This window comes from Cylindrospermum sp. FACHB-282 (assembly GCF_014697195.1).
GTDB lineage: Bacteria > Cyanobacteriota > Cyanobacteriia > Cyanobacteriales > Nostocaceae > Cylindrospermum.
Genome location: NZ_JACJRJ010000026.1, coordinates 1 through 20,882, shown reverse-complemented (window position 1 = coordinate 20,882; position 20,882 = coordinate 1). Strand labels below are relative to the sequence as shown.

Annotated in this window: 20 protein-coding genes; 9 read left to right on the top strand and 11 right to left on the bottom strand. The window is 40.7% G+C overall.

The window, feature by feature from the left end; all coding sequences use genetic code 11:
• The first annotated feature begins 238 nt into the window (after nt 1-238).
• A complete protein-coding gene (locus H6G32_RS14660; RefSeq protein WP_190459484.1) occupies nt 239-2,863 on the top strand; it encodes an HNH endonuclease family protein in 2,625 nt (874 codons plus the stop codon).
• A gap of 170 nt (nt 2,864-3,033) precedes the next feature.
• Here H6G32_RS14660 and H6G32_RS14655 read toward each other — a convergent pair whose 3' ends face one another.
• Nucleotides 3,034-3,312: a hypothetical protein gene (locus H6G32_RS14655; RefSeq protein WP_190459482.1), complete on the bottom strand. Its 279-nt coding sequence runs from the start codon at nt 3,310-3,312 to the stop codon at nt 3,034-3,036.
• Nucleotides 3,313-3,426: 114 nt separating this feature from the next.
• Between H6G32_RS14655 and H6G32_RS14650 the strand changes: the two genes are divergently transcribed.
• On the top strand, nt 3,427-4,200 hold the full coding sequence (locus H6G32_RS14650) for a Uma2 family endonuclease (RefSeq protein ID WP_190459480.1): 774 nt from the start codon (nt 3,427-3,429) through the stop codon (nt 4,198-4,200).
• Here the strand turns inward: H6G32_RS14650 and H6G32_RS14645 are convergent.
• The gene (locus H6G32_RS14645; protein ID WP_190459478.1) at nt 4,197-5,081 is read right to left on the bottom strand and encodes an alpha/beta fold hydrolase; all 885 of its coding nucleotides are present in this window, start codon (nt 5,079-5,081) and stop codon (nt 4,197-4,199) included. The genes H6G32_RS14650 and H6G32_RS14645 overlap by 4 nt on opposite strands.
• A gap of 28 nt (nt 5,082-5,109) precedes the next feature.
• Entirely contained in the window at nt 5,110-5,610 is a 501-nt protein-coding gene (locus H6G32_RS14640) for a HugZ family pyridoxamine 5'-phosphate oxidase (RefSeq protein ID WP_190459476.1), read from the bottom strand.
• 272 nt (nt 5,611-5,882) lie between these two features.
• Here H6G32_RS14640 and H6G32_RS14635 point away from each other — a divergent pair, with 272 nt between their 5' ends.
• The 4 genes from H6G32_RS14635 to H6G32_RS14620 all read left to right on the top strand — a co-directional run bounded on the left by H6G32_RS14635 (nt 5,883) and on the right by H6G32_RS14620 (nt 8,687).
• Nucleotides 5,883-7,367, top strand: a complete 1,485-nt coding sequence (locus H6G32_RS14635) for a CIA30 family protein (RefSeq protein WP_190459475.1) — start codon at nt 5,883-5,885, stop codon at nt 7,365-7,367.
• A gap of 177 nt (nt 7,368-7,544) precedes the next feature.
• The gene (locus tag H6G32_RS14630; protein ID WP_190459473.1) at nt 7,545-7,892 is read left to right on the top strand and encodes a hypothetical protein; all 348 of its coding nucleotides are present in this window, start codon (nt 7,545-7,547) and stop codon (nt 7,890-7,892) included.
• A gap of 132 nt (nt 7,893-8,024) precedes the next feature.
• Complete coding sequence (locus tag H6G32_RS14625) at nt 8,025-8,441, top strand: GFA family protein (protein ID WP_190459471.1); 417 nt, start codon at nt 8,025-8,027, stop codon at nt 8,439-8,441.
• A 99-nt stretch (nt 8,442-8,540) separates the two neighbouring features.
• A complete protein-coding gene (locus H6G32_RS14620; RefSeq protein WP_190459469.1) occupies nt 8,541-8,687 on the top strand; it encodes a hypothetical protein in 147 nt (48 codons plus the stop codon).
• Nucleotides 8,688-8,723: 36 nt separating this feature from the next.
• On the opposite strand, the gene H6G32_RS14615 is transcribed toward H6G32_RS14620, so the two are convergent.
• Complete coding sequence (locus H6G32_RS14615) at nt 8,724-9,380, bottom strand: DUF3386 domain-containing protein (RefSeq protein ID WP_190459467.1); 657 nt, start codon at nt 9,378-9,380, stop codon at nt 8,724-8,726.
• A gap of 102 nt (nt 9,381-9,482) precedes the next feature.
• Here H6G32_RS14615 and H6G32_RS14610 point away from each other — a divergent pair, with 102 nt between their 5' ends.
• Nucleotides 9,483-10,154: a helix-turn-helix transcriptional regulator gene (locus H6G32_RS14610; RefSeq protein WP_190459465.1), complete on the top strand. Its 672-nt coding sequence runs from the start codon at nt 9,483-9,485 to the stop codon at nt 10,152-10,154.
• Between the two features lie 106 nt (nt 10,155-10,260).
• Nucleotides 10,261-10,887 carry a hypothetical protein gene (locus H6G32_RS14605; RefSeq protein ID WP_190459463.1) on the top strand — a complete coding sequence of 209 codons (627 nt, stop codon included), beginning with the start codon at nt 10,261-10,263 and terminating at the stop codon, nt 10,885-10,887.
• A 58-nt stretch (nt 10,888-10,945) separates the two neighbouring features.
• Here the strand turns inward: H6G32_RS14605 and H6G32_RS14600 are convergent, their stop codons facing one another.
• From H6G32_RS14600 to H6G32_RS14590, 3 genes are read right to left on the bottom strand one after another with little or no spacing between them, the layout of a single operon-like run.
• The gene (locus H6G32_RS14600) at nt 10,946-12,064 is read right to left on the bottom strand and encodes an AAA family ATPase (RefSeq protein WP_190459461.1); all 1,119 of its coding nucleotides are present in this window, start codon (nt 12,062-12,064) and stop codon (nt 10,946-10,948) included.
• 3 nt (nt 12,065-12,067) lie between these two features.
• Nucleotides 12,068-14,077 carry a hypothetical protein gene (locus tag H6G32_RS14595; RefSeq protein WP_190459459.1) on the bottom strand — a complete coding sequence of 670 codons (2,010 nt, stop codon included), beginning with the start codon at nt 14,075-14,077 and terminating at the stop codon, nt 12,068-12,070.
• Nucleotides 14,070-15,686: a LuxR C-terminal-related transcriptional regulator gene (locus H6G32_RS14590; protein ID WP_190459456.1), complete on the bottom strand. Its 1,617-nt coding sequence runs from the start codon at nt 15,684-15,686 to the stop codon at nt 14,070-14,072. Before H6G32_RS14590 ends, H6G32_RS14595 begins: the two co-directional genes overlap by 8 nt.
• A 322-nt stretch (nt 15,687-16,008) precedes the next feature.
• On the opposite strand from H6G32_RS14590, the gene H6G32_RS14585 reads away from it, so the two are divergent.
• Nucleotides 16,009-16,290: a hypothetical protein gene (locus H6G32_RS14585; protein ID WP_190459455.1), complete on the top strand. Its 282-nt coding sequence runs from the start codon at nt 16,009-16,011 to the stop codon at nt 16,288-16,290.
• Nucleotides 16,291-16,341: 51 nt separating this feature from the next.
• Here the strand turns inward: H6G32_RS14585 and H6G32_RS14580 are convergent, their stop codons facing one another.
• The 4 genes from H6G32_RS14580 to H6G32_RS14565 all read right to left on the bottom strand — a co-directional run bounded on the left by H6G32_RS14580 (nt 16,342) and on the right by H6G32_RS14565 (nt 20,767).
• Entirely contained in the window at nt 16,342-18,078 is a 1,737-nt protein-coding gene (locus H6G32_RS14580) for a R3H domain-containing nucleic acid-binding protein (RefSeq protein WP_190459453.1), read from the bottom strand.
• Nucleotides 18,079-18,164: 86 nt separating this feature from the next.
• On the bottom strand, nt 18,165-19,415 hold the full coding sequence (gene ldpA / locus H6G32_RS14575; RefSeq protein ID WP_190459451.1) for a circadian clock protein LdpA: 1,251 nt from the start codon (nt 19,413-19,415) through the stop codon (nt 18,165-18,167).
• 244 nt (nt 19,416-19,659) lie between these two features.
• A complete protein-coding gene (locus H6G32_RS14570) occupies nt 19,660-20,475 on the bottom strand; it encodes an MOSC domain-containing protein (RefSeq protein WP_190459449.1) in 816 nt (271 codons plus the stop codon).
• Between the two features lie 139 nt (nt 20,476-20,614).
• Entirely contained in the window at nt 20,615-20,767 is a 153-nt protein-coding gene (locus H6G32_RS14565; protein ID WP_190459447.1) for a hypothetical protein, read from the bottom strand.
• Nucleotides 20,768-20,882: the final 115 nt, after the last annotated feature.

Here is a 20,882-nt window from a genome sequence, read left to right as displayed (position 1 = left end):
GTTGGGAGGTAATTAATTAGGGATTGCATAATTTGCGATATCGCTTCCAGGTTGGTAAGGATTAATGGGGTTAATGCGATCGGCTATTTACGGCTACTTTTTGCCGGAGCGTTTATCATATTCCCGATTCGAGATACTACTTTGCTATTTCTTACCACCTCAGTACTCTGACCTAAGCAAATTATGTATTATACTATTGAAGAGAAATTACAAACTTGTGTAAATAAATAGGTGGAAAATGAGCAGTCCATTTTTAACTCCGAATGAGTTTGAAAGAATTTTTACATCTCACTTAAAAATAGAGACTTATTCTAAATCAATAGATTCACTACTTAGCCGAAGAAGTTTAAATAAAATAAATTATACCCCATATTATCAGAGAAACTATGTTTGGGATGATCATAAAGCAACTTATTTTATTGAGAGCATATTATTAGGAACTGAAATTCCACCTCTAATATTTTTCAACAATGGTACTGGAATAGAAGTTATTGATGGAAGACAGAGATTTGAAACTATATATCGTTTCATGGAAAATCAATTTTCGCTCACAATAAATGGTTTAGCATCCCTAAAGCAACTTGCAAGATCAACTTATGATTCTTTAAGAGCTAATTCAGATACTACAAGTATTATTGATTTATTCCTTGACGCAAAAATCAGAATTATAGAATTTGAGATAGTTAACGAACCTAAGCTAGATACTGGTCTAGAAGATAAGATTAAAAAAGAGATATTTGGTCGTTATAATTCTGGTATAACGCCTCTAAAAAAGCCAGAAATAGATAATGCTGTTTATGATGCTGATTTTATTTTTCAGCATTTCAAGAAAAAAGTAATAGAAAATAGTGAGATTTCAAACATTATTAATGATCTGTTTTTGCCAAAAAAGGAGAGTAGAAAAGAGTTTGATAGTGGTAAAGTATTGCAGTTTATAAGGAGATATTTGGTAATTCATAAATTTCCCATAAAACACTATGCTTCGGGAAATAATAGAACCGAAATACTAGATAAATTGTATGAACATTTAGCTAATAGTACAGAAACCGAAGATATAGATAAGCTCTATCATTGTTTTATTGAAAAAATTCATATTGTTAATAATTTAAAGCGGGTTTTTACAGAAATTAATGTCAGTTGCAATCGTTTAGTTTGTGAATGTTTACTTTGGGGCTTGCAGGTATTAGATGTTGAAGATATAGACTTGTCTAAGTTGAAGGAACGTGATTTCATTGAACGTTTAGCTAATGAAATATCGAATAATATTGAGAAGTATACAGAAGTAGAATCAAATTACTATAGCCAAGTTTATGAACGATTTTCATTTACAGCAGAACTATTTGAGAAAGAACTTAATATTAATCTTCGTGCTTATGTTGGAGGAGATAAAAAAAGTAGAGATGAACTGAAGAAACTGAGTAGAGGTCAGAACAATGATACTGTTACCAAATTAGGAGAACTTGCATCTCTTAGAGTAACGAAGCCTGAACCATCCAAGAATTCAATTGATGACCTTACTAGGGTAATGAAACGTAATATTTTTCTTGTTCGTCCATCTTATCAAAGGTCAGAAGTTATCAGCGTATCCAAAGCATCTTCAATTATTGAAAGTATTCTTTTAGATATTAGTCTTCCTCCCATCTTTATTTATAAACGTAAAGATGGCACTTCAGAGGTGATAGATGGTCAACAACGTCTATTAACTATTCTAGGGTTTGTAGGTGAAAATTATATAGATGAAAATCATCAGCGACGTGAACCCAAAAATTCTGGTTTTGCATTGAAAGGCTTAAAAATACTGAATAAATTAAATAATAAAACTTATAAAGACCTCAAAGACTATGATCCTGCATTACAGGACAAAATTCTAGATTTTGAAATTTTTGTAGTTGAAATTCAGGAGAGCCTTAACCCAGAATTTAACCCAGTTGATCTATTTGTAAGGCTCAATAATAAACCTTATCCAATCCGTGAAAACTCTTTTGAAATGTGGAATTCTTGGGTAGAGAGAGAAATAATAACAGCTATCAGGCAAAATGTTGAAAAACATAGGGGATGGCTTTATTCCAAGCTTATCAGAGGACGTAATGATAGGGATAGAATGGAAAATGAAGAACTTTATACTTCTCTGGCATTCCTTGAGTTTCATCGTATAATGAAGACTAAGGGCTATGATAAATATTTATATTTTTATAATAAAAATGATGGAATTAGTGTAAGGATGAGTTCATCTCATGATATTACGAAATTACTTCAAAATATATCTGAAAATGAAGAAGTAAAGAATAAGTTTTTGTTGGCAATTAAAAGTGTAGAAAATTATATAAAGAAGATAAAGCTGGTTTTACTTGATAAAAATGTTAGTCAAGATAAAGTCATATTAGAAGATTTTTTTAAAACCGAATTAAATTCACTCTTTAAGGCTCAAAGGCAAATCCGTTCCTTCAGACGTACAAAACAAGATTTTTACATCCTTTGGTATCTCCTTGTTCCACTTAATTATGAAATGGTTAAGTTTTACAGGTTGGAAATAAAGGAAGACATACAAAGTATTTTCTATGCCTTAAGAAATAATATTAATAACTTTTCAAAGGATGATTTCTTGTTACAAGTGCAAGATTTTCATACTAAGTACTCAGTTGAAAAAAGGCAAACTAAACTCTCTGACCTAGAGAAAGTTGAGATGCTAAAGGAGCAAGGGAACCGTTGTCCTATTTCAGGCACACTTATTTTTATAGGAGATGAAATTGAAGTAGATCATAATATTCCATTAGCTATAGGAGGTGCAGATTCTAAAGATAATTTTCAAATAGTTCACAAAGATAGTAATCGTAGTAAAGGAGCTAAACATCAATCTGAGTAGCTTTAATGTGCTTTCCATCCTTATATATCTCTGCTAGAAATCAAATAATAGGCTTGTAAGTTAACGGTGCTTCACGTTCCAATTGTAAAGTCTGATCGCACTTATTCAGCAACTTGCACAAGCATTGACAATCAATGCAGGAACCAGAACAGAGGTATCAAACAAGACCTTCATAAACCAATTTGTTCCTGAATGCGTTCCTTTGTCAACTCATCTATGAAGGTATTGAAATCAAAGTTTTCTGCCAATTGAGTATCTACAACTAAAATTCCTTCTTTTCGATAAACTCTTGGTTGATTAGGAGATACTACATTAGTCACTTCAGTCCTTTGCTGACTCAGTGCGGCTACTTTTTCGGTAACTGGTTGCAAAACAAATTCTTCAGGTGAAATTCCCTGACTACTTGCCCATTTTTCTATTTTTTGTTGGAGTGGAGAAGGAAAGTTCATCGCAGTCAAGACAAAAGTGCTTCACATTCTAATTGTAAAGCGCGATCGCCTAATCCCCCACCCCATGCCCTAATATAGAAATATCAACAATGGCTAGCCCACAACTACAAAGCCATGTCCGAAACCCTAGCTACACCTGATGTAACATTCCCCCCCACCCAGGCAGAATTACCCTACGATGACGGTGTCCCGATGGAAAGCCAACGGCATAAAATGCAAATGGATCTGCTGATTGATACCTTCGGAACTTGGCTAGAACAAAGAGAAGACGGGTATGCAAGCGGTAATATGTTTGTCTATTTCAGTTTGGCGCAGTTGAAAAACCAAGATTTTCGAGGGCCAGATTTCTTTGGTGTGCTGGGAGTTCCTAAAGGAGAACGCCGCAGTTGGGTTGTTTGGGAAGAAGGTAAAAGCCCTGATGTGGTTATTGAGTTGCTGTCTCCCAATACCGCCCAAACTGACAAAAATGAAAAAAAGCTGATTTATCAAAATCAGATGCGTGTACCAGATTATTTCTGGTTTGATCCCTTTAATCCTGATGACTGGGTTGGTTTTTCTCTAGAACATGGAGTTTATCAACCAATAACACCCAATGCCGAAAATCGGTTAGTGAGTCAAGCAACAGGTTTATCATTGCTACGATGGCAAGGTAGCTATAAAGGCGTTGAAACTACTTGGTTACGCTGGGCGACAATGGAGGGGGAATTGTTGCCAACTGCGGAAGAAAAGGAACGACATCTGGCAAACCAAGCCCAACAACGGGCTGAACGGGCAGAGTTGCAGTTGCAGCAAACGGCACGAAAGTTACTTCAGTCGGGGATGTCGGTGGAACAGGTAGCTGAGTTAACAGGTTTGGCAGAATCGGAAGTTGAACAATTGAGGGTTTAGAGATATTTTTGTAATAAACCAATTACAATTTCTGGTGTTTCGAGATGGGGTAATATTCCTGTGTTGGCGATCGCATCAAAATTTTTAATTGCACCTGGATTCAAATTTGCCAAGCGCCGCCCTAGTTCGATTTTAGTAAATTGTGCCTCTTCGCCCCAAAAGATGACAGTGGGAATTTTCAGTTGCTGAATATATAAACTCAAGTCAAAATAAAGGTCGCCCCGCAAAAACGCCAAAGCGGCAAACTTGGCATTAGGTTGTTGTGCAGACATTAAATAAGCTTCCACCATCTCTGGAGATACCCGTTCTGGTTTAGCGAACAGAAAACTTTGCAGAAAATTTCGCACTGCAAATTCATTTTCAGCACCCAAGGCATAAATTAAATGGTCTAACAAAGGTGTATTGATCACAGAAAGTGGTAACCTACGTCCAGCGCCTTGGCCAAAGTCATCAAACCCAGAGGGAGAAACCAGAATCAGTCTTTGGAATAATTCAGGTTGGGTAATAGCCAGACGGATAGTAAAAGCAGCTGTGAGGGATGAAGCTACGACTGTGACAGGTTTGTGGCAAGTTTGGCTAATAAATTCGGCGATCGCATTTAGATAGTCCCGAATTTGGTAATCTCGTACTGGATGGGCAGATTCTCCCCAACCGATTAAATCAGGGGCTAAAATACGGTACCCAGAGGCAAAAGCCGGGTAAACTTTAGACCATTCATAAGCAGATGCACCACCACCAAAGTTGTGCAAAAACAATAGCGGGGGTAACTCTTCCGTCTCAGCAATTATCCAAGGTGCAGCGGTTTGGGTATAGTAAACCATAGCCCCCAGAGATGTATGAATGATTTTATGCCCAAAGCCGGGAGGTTGAAACTGAAGCATATAATTAGAATTATGGAAATCTCATCCTTTATCCAGCTTTATCACCTGTGATCTGAACAAGTTGATTTAGGTTCTCACCACTAATATGATAAGCTGCCCCGAAACCAATTACAAAACGGCCTTCACTTGGAGTTAACTGGAAAATGCGAAAGTCAGACAAGCCGCGTAAAAGATCAACAATTTGACCAAAACGCCCTTGAAATTGGTCAACAATATAATTCCACTTGTCAGTTTCTCGGTCTATCAAACTTGCAGTACAATCAAAACTCAAACGGCGACGAGCAAAAACTTGATCAGCCTTAGCTTCATCCTCGATAAATAGAACACTCACATGAGGATTGATATAGATATTTTTGGTGTGGGTAGAAAGACCACTCACATAGATATAGATATTTTTAGAATCATCCATCCAAAAAGGAGCATAACTAGCATTAGGTATTCCCTGAACATCCACAGTGCCAATAATGATACTGGCGAATTCCTGCGGAAATTTTTCATACTCAGCTTGAGCTTTTTCTAGTTGGCTCATAAGTCAATTGCTTTTTGAATACTAACATTTTATTGTTAATTATAATATTTAAATTGATATTTAAGTGAAATTTATTTTCATTCCCATGGCAGAGTTTACCATCGGCAACACTATTGATACTATAATCACCCCCAATGATTCTGAAAATCTTTTCCTTCTTCTCTTTGCGGTTAGTTAAAAAAAATTAATTAAAATCTCACCAACCAACAGCCAAAACTTGTTCATCGTTCTCTCATTAGGCTAGACTGAAGTAAAATAGTGAGGACGCAATTGTGACCGACAAAAATCGTTCTCAATGGGACTTATGCAGGTTCATTGAAACCCTTACCTACTTTGAGGTAATTCCTTTACTTAACTGGGTACAGCAGTTAATCCAAGGTCGTCCCAAGGATAATCAAAATATACCCAATGGAGGAAGAAGCGTGGGTGTAATCTTGGTAGCAGGTGCCACGGGTGGCGTCGGTAAACGAGTGGTGCGGCGATTGGTGGAACGGGGGTATAAAGTGCGATCGCTTGTCCGCGACATCGAAAAAGCCAGAAAAACCCTTGGCGATGACGTAGACTTGGTAGTTGCAGACATCACCAAACCTGAGACTTTAACCCCCATAGTCATGGCTAATATCCAAGCTGTAGTATGTTGTACAGCAGTGCGTGTGCAACCAGTGGAGGGGGATACACCAGATAGAGCCAAATACAATCAAGGCATCAAATTTTACCTACCAGAAATAGTTGGTGACACTCCAGAAAATGTAGAATATCAAGGTGTAAAAAACTTGGTAGAAGCAGCAGCAAAATATCTACCCCAAGCAGGAAAAAAACTGATCTTTGATTTCACTAAACCATCAGATGAATTAAAAAATATCTGGGGTGCGCTGGATGATGTAGTGATGGGTGGCGTCAGTGCAAGTAATTTTCAATTACTAGAAAATACAGCCCTATTCGCTGGTAATGTCTCCACCGCCAACTCAGGGGGATTTGCTTCTGTGAGAACAAAGAATTTTACTCCACCCTTCGACTTATCCGGTTATGAAGGTGTAGAATTGCGCGTCAAAGGTGACGGTCAGCGTTATAAAATATTTTTGCGGACAGAGACAACATGGGATGGTGTTGGTTATAGCTATTCTTTCGACACCATAGCTAATACCTGGATAGATATTCCCATCTCTTTTAGCGATTTGGTTCCGGTATTTCGGGCAAAAGTTGTCAAAGATTGCCCACCAATTGACACTAGCAAAATTAGCTCATTTCAATTGATGTTGAGCAAATTTGAATATGATGGTGCTTTAAATCCCAAATTTACTCCCGGTGGTTTTGCTTTGCAAGTGGAAGCAATTAAAGCTTATGGTGGGGAAGCTTTACCACAGTTTGTCCTTGTCAGTTCTGCTGGAGTGACACGTCCAGGACGTCCCGGTATTAATTTAGATGAAGAACCACCAGCAGTGAGATTAAATGACCAATTAGGAGGAATTTTAACTTGGAAATTGAAAGGTGAAGATAGTTTAAGATCAAGTGGGATTCCTTACACAATTATTCGACCTTGTGCTTTAACTGAAGAAGCAGGGGGCAAAGAATTTATATTTGAGCAAGGTGACAATATTCGCGGTAAAATTAGCCGTGAGGATATTGCCGAACTTTGCGTCCAAGTACTACAACAATCAACCGCAAGCAACCGCACTTTTGAAGTGAAAGCGGGAGAAAATAGTGCTAATTCCATTGATTGGCAAAAGTTATTTTCTCAATTACAGCCTGATAAATAAATTCAAACAACCCCACCCCTTAATCCCCTCTACCACGGGAAAGAGGGGAGTTAACAATTCAAAATTCAAAAAAATTAAAGACATGTTCAGACGGGGATTTAAGCCCCGACTGAAAATGATGCTACCTGTAGAGGTAGGGGTCTTAAACCCTTTGATTTATGATAACGAGTTAATAAAATGTTTAACAGATTATTATTCGCCGGGATTTTGGTAATAATTATCTGGAGTGGTATATTATCAAATACTGCTTCACCCCAGCAAGTAGACTCTCGCATCAATAACTTAGAATTTGACTTGCGTCGTCTTGATTTGCGATTGAACCAAATTGAGTTACAATTAAGTAAAATCGGTCAGTCTCCATCATCTAGAATAACACTGACTCCCCCATCTTCTAACGGTTCTAGACGAAGTTTAGCACAGTCAGAACGGGATAAAATGCTTGAGCGGCTGTCAACTTTGGTGGTTGAATTAAAGCAGCAAGTTAATAATTTAGATAAGCGAGTCTCTAAAATTGAGTCACGCTGAAGAACTTAACCCCCTACCATAGAAGAGAAGCGGGCGATTTCATTCAATACGCTTGGTCTTAAGGCTAATTGTAGGGTGTGTTACCGCGCAGCGTAACGCACCATCGTGATCTAAATATTTAGGTTAATTGAGATGACAACAAATATTAATAAAAAAGTCACTTATGAAGGCGGTTGTCACTGTGGTGCAGTGCGCTTTCAGGTGGTGGTTGATAAACACAAAGTAGATGATTGTAATTGTTCAATTTGCTGGAAAAAGGGATTTTTGCATTTAATTGTGCCGCGAGAGCAGTTTACTTTGTTGCAAGGTGAAGATGAGTTGACAACTTATAAATTTAATACGGGAGTTGCACAACATAAGTTTTGCCGCATTTGTGGAATGCATCCTTTTTATATTCCCCGCAGTCATCCCGATGGTGTTGATGTAAATGTGCGGTGTTTAGATGGAGATGTGATGGCGAATTTTGAGATTGTGCCTTTTGATGGCGCAAATTGGGAGGACAATATTCATAAGTTAGTTAATTCTGGTTCAACCAGCCCTGACGAATAGAATAGAGCCTCCGGAACGCTTCGCGAACGCGGTTATACAGTTGAAGCTCAACCAGTTGGGTTAACAAAAAAACATCTCCAGAAAAGAAGTAGGCGTTATATGCAACTTTTTGTAGGGACAATTCATGAATTGTCCCTACATCTGCTACAATATTTTATAGTTGGCGCGATCGCAAAATCTCAACTCCTGCGATCGCCGCCACACCCACCAGAACTAATCACCCAAAAAATAAAAGCGATGACGTAACGCCACCGCTTTTGCAATGATTTTAAAAAATGCAGCTTAAGCCGCAACAGGCGCTAACAACTGGATATTCGAGAAAATAAATTCTTGAACTGAAACTTTTCCTTCTATCTCCGTGCGAATCTCCCGACGATTTAGAATAAAATACTCACCAACTTTTTCGTATTCGTCAACAAACTCGCTTCTACCGCCCTTTTGTGCGCCGGTTTTGGGGTCATGATATACAGAGTCATAGGAGTGAGATAGATATCCTGCCCCTGTGTCGTGACTGCTAAAGGTGTCAATTGTGACGTAAGTACCGTGAATTAAACGGTGAACGTGACAAACTTCGTTATTGCGAACTTTGTATTTATCGCCCTCAGCCTTACCACCCATCAAAATCTCCACTGCACCAGTTGAGTCAGTGGTACCATATCTAAAGGTATTGGCGCTGTGGGTGTCTTCAAAGGCGCGACGGACGCGGTGGATAGCGATTTCCCAAGCTTGGTTATGAATTGCTTTTTTAGCTTGCTCGTCTTCTATATCTAAAACTTCTGCTTTGAGATTGCCATCAATAATAACTTTGCCTGTAAAAACTTGCCCGTCCTGCTTATATGTGACATCTGCGGTGTAACCGGGGAAGTTCTTATCCCAAGTGTAGCGGTTTTCATAAGCAGCCCGGAAAAGTTCTTGGGCAGAGATGGTTGTAACTGTCATGCGCTTCTCCTATCGCCACTAGTAATAATAGCGTTTTATTTTTCCTGGTATTAGCATAGAAGTAATTATGGAGCCTCGCATAGTCCCCAAGTGGGTACAATTATGGCTAATTCACTCCACGCCGTTTTTCATGCGATCGCTAATGTCCGAAATGAGCAAGAATTAAAACTAGCTCTCAAGGATACAATTAGCGAGCATTTTGGCGTACAACATTGGGGCATCTATCTCCTAGATGACGACTCAACCGCTAAAATTGAAGTTCAGGGCATTCCCGCTGTCTGCTTAGAGAGCAACCCCGTGGGGCGCTATGTAGTTGAGCGTCACGCACCCGCCCATGAACAACTATTATTATCCCCAGACGACTGGAAACACATTTGTTCACGCTCCGACCATGAACACGTGATGACTGGGCCTATTGTATGTGATGGCCGTTTGGTGGGGACAGTAAATTTTGCCCGTGACACAGGCAGTCCCGCCTTTAATGGTAACGATTTAGCTGACTTGAGCGCCCTATGCATTCATTTATCAGCCAAACTCGCCACCCTGCGAACAAAACCAAAAACATTTGAGTCTTCTGCAAGCTGTCCCCTAACACCACGGGAGTTACAAATTGCTGAATTAGTCGCCCAGGGATTAACTAATACCGAAATAGCCGCCAGACTATGGATTTCCCAAAGTGCTGTTAAGCAAGCTTTAAAAAGGATGTTCCGCAAGCTAGAGGTTTCATCTCGCGCAGAAATGGTCGCCAGATTGCAAGACATCCTGGGTTCCTAGAAAATAATTTAATAGCAGCCCTAAATTATTTGTGAAAACCTCTCTTTCTCTGTCCTCTGCGATTCCTTAAAACAATTAATTTTCACAAATTAGATAGGATTTATAAATGACTCGCCCGCCCATTCTTCAACCTGGTACAAGTTATACATTTAGCAAATATTTTGAATTACCTTACGCCCCTGCCGACATTCTGGCAGAATTGAATTGTCGATATGAACGCAAACGGCTTGATTTACCAAAGTACGAAGGACATCTCAATTGCTTAGATTTTTTAACCGGCTATTTGCAAAGAAATTTAACCTACGTCAACCCCATAAGTGAAACAGCAAGACGAGAAGTATTGATAGCACCGACGCTGCTAGAAATTTGTGCAGAAACTCACAGTCAACTAAATATTGAATATCCTATTAATGTTAACGAACAGCTAAAGGGGAGTTTTGACTATTACATAAACGGCGATGTGGGAATGCTAGTAATTGAAGCCAAACAATCTGATTTAAGTCGAGGATTTACCCAACTCGCAGTAGAATTAATTGCCCTTGACCAATGGACACAATCAGAAACACCAGTTTTATATGGTGCAGTCACAACAGGAGAAGACTGGCGGTTTGGCATATTTCACCGTCAAGAAAAGCTGATTTCCCAAGATTTGAAACTTTATCGTGTTCCGGAAGAATTAGAAGAATTACTCCGAATTTTGGTAGGAATTATTGCTACACCTGCAATATTTTAAAATCGAGACTTTCAGATACATGACTTCTTAGAGAATTCGGGGATATTGATTAAGGAGATCATAATAAACTATCAATCTTTCTTGCTAACCAAAACCGAAAGCTGCTATGATATAATTTATAACTTATTTCTTTATTAATGCTTATTTCTTGCAGAAACTCCCACCAATCATCGATAAATTCCGTGACATCATATATATCAGCATTGAGAATTTTGGCAATAGCAACTGTTGAGATTGCTTGAGTTTGCGCCGCAGTCAGAACCCGCAATAACTCTACAGCTAAATCTGAGAAATCTTCACCTTGTATCTTTTGCCAATGCTGTTGATAATAGGCTTCTAAACCTGGGGGAATATTATCAAATTCGGATGCTTGAGAGTAAAAGCCTTCAGCTATAGCTTTTAAAATTTGATGCACATACATAAAATTATTTTCGTCTTCGCCGATGAGGTGTGACCTCTCCCCCAGTAGTGGAGGGGAGTAATTTTTTCCCCCTTCCTTTGCAGGGTTGGGGGTTAGGTTTCTTTGAATATATGTTTTGATATCTTCGCTATTTTCTGCTGCATAGTCTGATAAATCAAGTATTTGTGATGGCGCTTCAATTAACAAACCAGAATTTGCTTTTTTATAAGGACGACGGGAGAAAATAAAATAAACCCCATCGGGTAAATATCGCGGTAGATAAAATAAATTGGTTCCCAATGGTTGACCATTAGGGTTAATTGCATCTAAAGCATCAATAATAATGATTAATTTCTCTTCAGGTTGTAACTTATCGCTGACTTGTTGCAGCAAAAGCGATAAAAACCAACTTCCCTCCGCAGCATTTTCAGTAAATGACTCCCTCCTCGGTTGGGGTGGGGTCTGTAACCATTCACTTAACTGTGTACAAACTTCTTTAAGAAATTCCTCAACTCGATTTTTACCCGCAATTTGGGCATTGTAATAAATAGTATGAGGATTTTGTTTCACATATTGGGCGAGAATGGCACTTTTACCACTACCGGGTACACCAACAATAGTGAAATAACCCCGCTGGTGATGGTGGAGAAAATCATCAATAGCTGTGAAGATAAAATCACGACCAACAAAATTTTGAGTTTTTTCCAGAATAACTTGTTGAAATTCCTGGGGGTAGGAGGGAGAATGGCGAGAGGTGGGGAAAGGTTGGATATTCATAATTTACACCTTTATTCCTTCCAGACGCAGAAAATGCAAGCGTCCTGATACTTCGCCAGCTACAATTGTGACACCATCAGGAGCGACAGCACAGCAGGTTATGGAACTTTCTCCTGTGAAAGTGGCTATTTCTGAACCTGACTGCAAATCCCAAACTTTGATTGTCTTGTCACGAGAACCAGAAATCACAGATTTACCATCGGGGGTGATGGCGAGCGCATTTACCCAGTTACTATGACCTCTCAGAGTAAACTTTTCGGTTTTTGTCTGCAAATCCCAGACTTTGATTGTGTTGTCACGGGAAGCAGAAATCACCGACTGACTATCGGGAGTAATGGCGATCGCATTTACCGAGTCACTATGGCCTTTCAGGGTGAACTTTTCGGTTCCGGTCTGCAAATCCCAGACTTTGATTGTGTTGTCCCAAGAACCAGAAATCACCGACTGACTATCGGGAGTAATGGCGATCGCATTTACCGAGTCACTATGACCTGTCAGGGTGAACTTTTCGGTTCCGGTCTGCAAATCCCAGGCTTTGATTGTGGAGTCAAGGGAACCAGAAATCACCGATTTACTATCGGGGGTAATGGCGATCGCATTTACCGATTTACTATGACCTGTCTTCGCGTAGCGTGACCCAGGAAGGGTGAATTTTTCGGTTCCGGTCTGCAAATCCCAGACTTTGATTGTATCGTCACCGGAACCAGAAATCACCGACTGACTATCGGGAGTAATGGCGATCGCATTTACCGAGTCACTATGACCTGTCAGGGTGAACTTTTCTGTTCCGGTCTGAAAATCCCAGACTTTGATTGTGAAGTCACGGGAGCCAGAAATCACCGATTTACCATCGTTTGTAATGGCGATCGCATTTACCGAGTCACTATGACTTGTTTCCGCGTAGCGTGACCCAAGAAGGGTGAATTTTTCGGTTCCGGTCTGCAAATCCCAGACTTTGATTGTGTCGTCACGGGAACCAGAAATCACAAACTGACCATCATTTGTAATGGCGATCGCATTTACCGAGTTACTATGACCTCTCAGGGTAAACTTTTCGGTTCCGGTCTGCAAATCCCAGACTTTGATTGTGTTGTCCCAAGAACCAGAAATCACCGACTGACTATCGGGAGTAATAGTGATCGTATTTACCGAGTTACTATGACCTGTTAGGGTGAACGTTTCTGTTCTGGTCTGCAAATCCCAGGCTTTGATTGTTTCGTCACGGGAAGCAGAAAACACAGATTTACCATCGTTTGTAATGGCGATCGCATTTACCGAGTCACTATGACCCGTCAGGGTGAACTTTTCGGTTCTGGTCTGTAAATCCCAGACTTTGATTGTGTCGTCACCGGAACCAGAAATCACCGACTGACCATCGGGGGTAATGGCGATCGCATTTACCGAGTCACTATGACCTGTCAGGGTGAACTTTTCGGTTCCGGTCTGCAAATCCCAGACTTTGATTGTGTCGTCACCGGAACCAGAAATCACCGACTGACCATCGGGGGTAATGGCGATCGCATTTACCCAGCGACTATGACCTGTCAGGGTGCGAATTAATGCGCCACCTGGGGGAGTTAAGCTACCTGTTAAACAACGCAAACCACTGTTTTTGGTTGCTGTTATTTGTTGCATTAAGCCTTTAATTTCCGGTGCGTCAAAATGCAGCAACCGCCCTAATAATTGCCCAGATAATTGCTTTTTATCCTGATTTAAAATATGCGCTGAAAGTTGCAGCGCACCTTGTATTAACTTTAATGCCTTAACTTTATCTGGATTATAGTCTGGCTGGTTTAATATTTCTGCATAGTCAAGCAAATCATAATCTTCAATTAGCGCCTTTACCCCAAATCGAGAATGATTAAGTTTTGCTTCGATAAACTCAAAATCTGCCAATAAACGCCAGATTTTATTAACTTTTCCACCCTCTAACAATAACCGAGTAAATTCACCTAAAAAATGTTCTCTTTCCTCTGGTGAACTTTCATCTAACCAGGCGCTAATATTACTCATAACCCAGAAGTCCCGCTGTCATATTATCTGCAACTTCGGCGCTGATATCTGGTAAACTCACCCCTGCTGCTTGAACAATATCTTGACGCTGTAAAAAGTCTCGAAAACTTTCATGATAAAACCGATAACGCGGCGGTTGATAATTTTCTTGTTTCTGTAAAAACTGCGCCCAGCCTTTTAGAACTTCTGCTACTGTCAAATCACTTTGCTTAGAGTATTTAGCAATAACTTCACGAGATGCGGCGCTACTTAATGCACACATCACATAGATAATCTTAATTTTGTTTCTGGGTAAAGGCTTAGTCGTCATACCCATTAATCGCCAATGGCTTTCATAATATCCCTGCAACCCTACAGGTAATTCATCCAGAGGTTTATCATTATAAAAACCTTCGGCTATAGCTGGTAAAACACAGCGCAGATACATAAAATTATTTTCACTTTTGGCGGCGATTGTTTCTATAAAATCAGTTTTAGATATGTGACTTTTCTGTTGTATCCACTGCTGTAACCCTTGTTGATATTCATCTGATTTTAGCAATTGCCAAATATACTCTTTGACATCATTATTACTCTTTTGTTCATACTTAGTTAAATCTAATTCTTGATAGGAAATACTAGGAGAAAGGCTTAATCTTTTATCTTCTGGGTTATAAGGTCTTCTGGTCAGAATGAAGTAAACTTTTTCTGGTAAAGTCGTCGGTAAATATAATAAATTACTGTTTCCTTCTTGGTCAACTTCATCCAGTGCATCAACAATAATTACTAAGCTTTCCCAATTAGATAATTGTGTACTAGCTTTGATTAATAAAGTTGATAAATCAGCATCTGCTAAATCTGGCAATTGGAAACGTTGTGTTAATTGTTGACGAATTAACTTTAGAAACAAATCCGGGCGATTTTTCCCTTCTGCACGAATATTAAAAAAGCAAATTGTTCCAGGGTTATTTAATATATACTTTGCAGCAATGGTACTTTTACCCATCCCTGCAACACCAATGATTTGAAAATAGCCACTTTTGTTATTTTTGATAAAATCATCAATGGCATTGAAAACAAATTCTCTACCACAGAATACCTGTGTTTTATCTTTAATTAGTACTTCAAACTCTGGTGGGATGAGTTGTGGATACCAATTATTAACTATATCTATTGGTTTAGTATTTAAAACTTCAGCAATATTTTCCACAGCCCATCTTTCAACGCCATTTGGACATTCTTTTGTTCCTAATAGACGTTTAACGGTGTCTTCTGATACCTTCGCTTTTTCTGCAAGGGTTTCAATCGTTAAACCTTCTGCTTTATATGCTTCTCTGAGTTTAATTTTTCCTGATGCACTGGAAGTGATCTGATCTTTTCCCGAAGAGGATTGTAAATCAACTTCTAACGCTATCAAATTCTCTCGCCTATTGATTTTTATGTTATCAACTTCGCTCTCTATTTCAAAATGATCGCAGAGATTTTGTATATGTTTACGAACTGTGGCAGGTGAAGCATTAATTTCATCAGCGATTTCATCATCTGTTTTTCCTTGTTTTAGCAGTTCTAAAACTTTTCTGGGTTTTAGGGTGAGTTCCTGAATTTTTTTTCTAAGTTCATGTCTATTCATCGGTTTCATGACAAAAAATATACTAAATTGATAGTTCTCTAATTCATCAAGCTAGTTTATTGATGACTGCGAATTGTACGGGTATATAAAAATACTTACATACCTGATTGGAGCCAATGAATCATTGGCAGCAGCATCTAAAAGCAAACTGGCAAATTATTCAAATTTGACTTGTCTTAATCTAAGTTACTACACAAAATTCACAAAGCAAGTATATTGACACATCTTTTTTATTAAGCTAATTTGGTGAAAACTGTGTATTTATTCCACAATTTTCACATAAATAGGAATTTTTTACGTGAATTTAGAATTTACTAGACTGATGTCTAAGGCGCTAGTATCAAGTAAAAACGCGGCTTTACTAGCATTTCTAGCATTTCTAGCATTTATTCTAGCGTTGGTTAGCGTGATGAAAAGCCCGCCAGCACCGCCTCCTCAAACCAATTCTGCTACTGAAAAAACCAAGGTTCACAAAACGCCAGAAACACCTCCAACTAATAATCCACAAATTGTAATTAACAACAATTCTTCAGCTACTAGTGGACATTCCTTTGTTAATGGCAAAAACCCTGCATCTTCTACTGATAAAGACACAGGCAGTTAGGGAAAAATAGTAGCCCCCTCTCCGGTTTCGGGGAGGGGGTTAGGGGTGAAGTTACGCCGGATAAATCCTTAAGCGGCGATTTGGTTCTTCGCCAAAACTGTCAGATTTGAGTCGATAATGTTCTACCAACTCATGTTGCATTTTGCGGACTTGGGAAGAACGGGGTAATAACTCAACTGGCTGTCCTTTGGGAATGACAATTTGCTCTACAGCAAGTCTGGCTTCTTCTAGGGCGTCCATTTCGTCATCGCTGCCACTGTGCAAAAACAGTTGCAGTTCTCGGTCATCGGCGGTTTCTGGGTCATCCATGTTCAGCAAGCGCCGCAAGCCACGGGTAATCTGAGGAATAGTGCTGGACTTGATTACGTGGATGGGTACTTGACGGGCTTTAGCCATTTGCCGCAGTTTGGCATGGTTTTTGATATGCGATCGCAATGCTAAAATTGCATCAGCACTATCAATATCCTTTGTCAATGCCACCGGCAAAGTTAGCACATTGATTACCTGTTCTAATTGGTGGCGGCTAACCCCATAGGGGTAAATATGCAAGGGCAAATCCTCGCCGTTTGGCCCCGCATGTTTGCTGGCATGGTAATCAAAGCTGTCAGAGTGATTAAAAGATTCATCCAACAAGCGGTCAAATTCACTGCGTCCAGTCACCCGCTCCCGTTCTACGGGAAATGCTGGTAATGCTATCATTTGCCCAGATGAACGCCAGCCATTAGGCTGTCGCACCGGTGGGAAAGGTTCCTCTCCACCTACTAGCTGCCCGCCGCGACCATTAACAACAGCTAACTGCCGTGTAACTGCAACTTTGCCTTGCTCATCAACAGTTCTTGTTTGTGGGCTAGGTTGACGTCCCCGCAACAGATGATCAACCGTATCAGCAACGCTTTCGTGTACTACCCAGCGCTGCCTCTCCAACATTTCCACAGCAATCTCAAAAGTGGGAGGGGCTTTGCGTTCCAAAACAGTCTTTTGAGATCCCCGCCTTCTGGCCTCGTCATCTCCTAGGGTTACAGCCTGAATGCCCCCAACTAAATCACATAGGGTGGGGTTTTTGATCAGGTTTTCAATCTGGTTACCGTGAGCAGTACCTACCAATTGCACACCGCGTTCGGCAATGGTACGAGCCGCTAAAGCTTCCAGTTCTGTACCAATTTCATCAATCACAATGACTTCTGGCATGTGGTTTTCCACTGCCTCAATCATCACCTGATGCTGTTGATCTGGATGAGCTACTTGCATCCGTCTGGCGCGACCAATGGCGGGGTGAGCAACATCACCATCTCCAGCAATTTCGTTGGAGGTGTCGATAATCACCACCCGCTTATGCAGATCGTCCGCTAAAACACGGGCAATTTCCCTTAAGGCGGTAGTTTTGCCCACGCCCGGACGCCCCAGCATGAGAATCGATTTACCAGTTTCTACCAAATCGCGGATCATGCCAATTGTGCCGAATACCGCCCGTCCGACGCGACAAGTTAAGCCAATAATCTTGCCTGTACGGTTGCGGATGGCGCTGATCCGATGCAAGGTTTGCTCAATTCCTGCCCGATTATCTCCGCCAAAAACTCCGACTCGCTGAATGCAATCATCTATTTGTGCTTGAGTTACAGGTATTTCGCTCAGATACTCAGCTTCCTGGGGAAAACGAGCTTCTGGGCGACGACCCAGATCCAAAACTACTTCAACTAAACTATCTCGTTTGGGATGATTCTCTAGTACGTGTCGCAGATCCTGGGGCAAAATGTCTAACAACTTTTGGAGATCTTCTGTAATCGTCATGCTTTCTATGGTGACGTTTTGAGAGATAACGAGGACACTTCTGTGCGGGGTTTCCCCCCGTTGAGGAAAGTTTCCGCAACGAAGGATTAGCGCTCTTGCTGTGACTTGATCTGGGAAATGAGAGAATGGGCAAGCCCTACAGCTTGCCAGAGTAATTCTGGTTCTTCTTCTAGGCGGATAGTCGCCTTGAGACTAGCTTGACTCACCTCCTTATTCTCTAACTGATCGAGAACTGGTGACAGTAGTACACGGGCGTAGCTACCGTAAGCTACTCCGGCAATTTTGGATTTTAGATTTTGGATTTTGGCGCCACTGTCTTGCGGAGCCAGTGCTTTGCTCATGTGACCAAGGTTGAAGCAACTGGCTTGAGGTTCCCGAACTTGTAGCAACTGGCGTGATTTTGGCAAGTCGTCTTTTAATCCAAAATCTAAAATCGGCAATCTAAAATCGTTGAGCAGTCCCATTGCTTTTAACTTAGCAACGGTATAGCTGTTGGTGCCGCCTGCTAACTGCACATATCCCGGTAACTTAGCTGCCAAAACTTTTTGCCCTAATTTCACCGCCGCTATAGTAGTACCGTCTCCAATATCACCACTCATCGGACGACCGTCAGTTTGCCAAATTAAGGTACTCTTGAGGGGGCTGATCAGGTGATATATTGCCTTGAGGTAGTCGAGCATTCCCTCGCCATCGGGACAGCTGATAGCTAAAACTTTTAATTGCTCCGCCCACGGTGAAATTACTTGCCATAATTGCTGAAATTCTGCCAAACGCCCTACTTTTGTATGAATTTCGACGGCATCCACTCCCGTTGACATAACTAATGGCGCGATCGCTCCTGGCGTTGACATATATGACTCTGTATAAATTATACCATAAGGACAGGCAGGTATGCAACGTCCACAGCCATAGCACTTTTGAGCAACAACTCCCGAAGAGTCATCTTTTATACTGTTAAACACAATCGCTTGTGCCGGACAAATCCTTTCACAGGGTCTAGGGCAGTCTGGGGGGCAATCAGTAGCATTAAACTCAGCTTTACGAAAATGGGGGTCTTCTCCATCGTTAAGGCTGACCATTAAAAAGGGTAAGTTGCCTTTATAGTTAAAGCCTCGCTCCTGGGCATCCTTAGCTAAATCTTTGGCTACAACTAGAGCCTCTTGGGCTGCTGCAATCACAGCAAGATCAGCTGCCACATCTATGCAGTCAGCGCCCGCCAAAGTGTAGGCTAATGTTAAACTTCTGACAGCAGGTAGATGTTGGAAACTGGCACCGCAAATCAGCTTGAACCAGTGACCTTGTTTCAGGGATTGTAAAGGGGCGAACAGATCAGTCACATTTCTATTATGCTTTTAGGCGACGGAAAATAGTAGTCTGTCATCGATAAAAAGTCCGGATTTCCTCATGCTGAGTTCTGAATATGCAGCGCCACGACTGTTGAAGTCACCTGTCATCCTTCTCTAGGAGGAGATAACCGTTAGCTTCTGCTATGTTTTTATATTTTTTTTATACGCTGTATGGGAGTAGGATTGCCATCAGTAGATCAATAGTACTACTATTTTTGTATAAAATTTTCTAGTTTTATTTTTCTGGGGGCAGGATCTCAATTTTATTGCCGACTTGTAAAATTTTCCCAGCTTCTGAGGCGGCTAATCGTGTATTTACACTCAAGCTGTAAAAGTTTTGAAAACTGGATGAAGCTACCCACTTTGGCAAGGTTGCTTGGCGCTGGTTCGCAAATATTTTGGCAAAGTTTGGGTAAGCTACCCCTAGGTAAGAATCGCGGGTAGGGACTACACAACGCTGACAGGGATTTATCCCAAAAAAGCGCACATCTCCCACCTGAAAGCTTACTGTATGCCCACCTTCAGTAAACAGCCGATCTTCCCAAAATGCTGGTACACCATCAATCTCGATGTTGGCACGCATCCGACGACGCAATTCATCTACAGTCAAACCAGGATACCAACCAGCCACTTCTACTAAGGTGGCGGTGCTAATCACTGTTGGCCCTAGTGAGTTGGTATCATCGGGAAAGCCCTGTTGGGAGTTTTGCCCTAATGTGACGGTAAACCCAAAAAAATCACTTAAAGTTGCTGTTAGCTTTTGCTGTTCTTCATCTAGATGAAAAACTTGTGGTGAGTTGCTGCCTGGAGTTTGCAGTGAGATGGTTCTAGATTCTAAAGAAAATTGTGAGCGCAGTAAATGGATTTTGGGATGGCGTTTGCCGTTGACTAACCTACCCTGGGCGTCAAAAATGGCAAATTCGCGATCGCCTAGGTTGGGGCGAAGCCCATCGCCTATAATTGCACCACTGGCGAGAATTGTCGCCGTTTCAACTTCGACGCCATCCAGTGACTTAATTGGGTACAGTAAAATCTTGGCTAGGTATGACATTTAGGAAATCCAAAATTCTCTCATTCAAAACTCAATAATTTTACAAGAAACAGACGGGAGTTTGAAAGCCCCGGAGGAACAGGCGCACAGCGCCATACTCCGTACTTCAGACCGGGGATGAAAAACGACTCGGTAGGCTTTAGCCTACCTGTAATATATCTGTAATTTCAGGTAGAGTACCAAGCAATTCCTCTACAACTTGGGCAATAGTTGTATCTTTTTTTGCAGCATACAACCGCAGTTTATTCATTCTGCGTTCGGTAATTCTAATGTGTAATTCTTTTTTTGTCATACATGACACAATGACGACACACTTATGTTAGCATACAGGTAAGGAGGCAAAACAAATGTATGGATGCCAGCAAAATTTAATTAATCCAAATGAAGAGTTAAAAGCAGTACTTGAG

Bases quoted from the DNA above. Each gene is read 5' to 3' on its own strand.
- H6G32_RS14570 (WP_190459449.1), bottom strand. From the start codon at position 20,475: ATGTCATACCTAGCCAAGATTTTACTGTACCCAATTAAGTCACTGGAT.
- H6G32_RS14600 (WP_190459461.1), bottom strand. From the start codon at position 12,064: ATGAATATCCAACCTTTCCCCACCTCTCGCCATTCTCCCTCCTACCCC.
- H6G32_RS14625 (WP_190459471.1), top strand. From the start codon at position 8,025: ATGACAACAAATATTAATAAAAAAGTCACTTATGAAGGCGGTTGTCAC.
- H6G32_RS14645 (WP_190459478.1), bottom strand. From the start codon at position 5,081: ATGCTTCAGTTTCAACCTCCCGGCTTTGGGCATAAAATCATTCATACA.
- H6G32_RS14595 (WP_190459459.1), bottom strand. From the start codon at position 14,077: ATGAGTAATATTAGCGCCTGGTTAGATGAAAGTTCACCAGAGGAAAGA.
- H6G32_RS14590 (WP_190459456.1), bottom strand. From the start codon at position 15,686: ATGAATAGACATGAACTTAGAAAAAAAATTCAGGAACTCACCCTAAAA.
- H6G32_RS14650 (WP_190459480.1), top strand. From the start codon at position 3,427: ATGTCCGAAACCCTAGCTACACCTGATGTAACATTCCCCCCCACCCAG.
- H6G32_RS14655 (WP_190459482.1), bottom strand. From the start codon at position 3,312: ATGAACTTTCCTTCTCCACTCCAACAAAAAATAGAAAAATGGGCAAGT.
- H6G32_RS14610 (WP_190459465.1), top strand. From the start codon at position 9,483: ATGGCTAATTCACTCCACGCCGTTTTTCATGCGATCGCTAATGTCCGA.
- H6G32_RS14580 (WP_190459453.1), bottom strand. From the start codon at position 18,078: ATGACGATTACAGAAGATCTCCAAAAGTTGTTAGACATTTTGCCCCAG.
- H6G32_RS14615 (WP_190459467.1), bottom strand. From the start codon at position 9,380: ATGACAGTTACAACCATCTCTGCCCAAGAACTTTTCCGGGCTGCTTAT.
- H6G32_RS14630 (WP_190459473.1), top strand. From the start codon at position 7,545: ATGTTTAACAGATTATTATTCGCCGGGATTTTGGTAATAATTATCTGG.
- H6G32_RS14605 (WP_190459463.1), top strand. From the start codon at position 10,261: ATGACTCGCCCGCCCATTCTTCAACCTGGTACAAGTTATACATTTAGC.
- H6G32_RS14585 (WP_190459455.1), top strand. From the start codon at position 16,009: ATGTCTAAGGCGCTAGTATCAAGTAAAAACGCGGCTTTACTAGCATTT.
- H6G32_RS14565 (WP_190459447.1), bottom strand. From the start codon at position 20,767: ATGACAAAAAAAGAATTACACATTAGAATTACCGAACGCAGAATGAAT.
- H6G32_RS14660 (WP_190459484.1), top strand. From the start codon at position 239: ATGAGCAGTCCATTTTTAACTCCGAATGAGTTTGAAAGAATTTTTACA.
- H6G32_RS14640 (WP_190459476.1), bottom strand. From the start codon at position 5,610: ATGAGCCAACTAGAAAAAGCTCAAGCTGAGTATGAAAAATTTCCGCAG.
- H6G32_RS14620 (WP_190459469.1), top strand. From the start codon at position 8,541: ATGCAACTTTTTGTAGGGACAATTCATGAATTGTCCCTACATCTGCTA.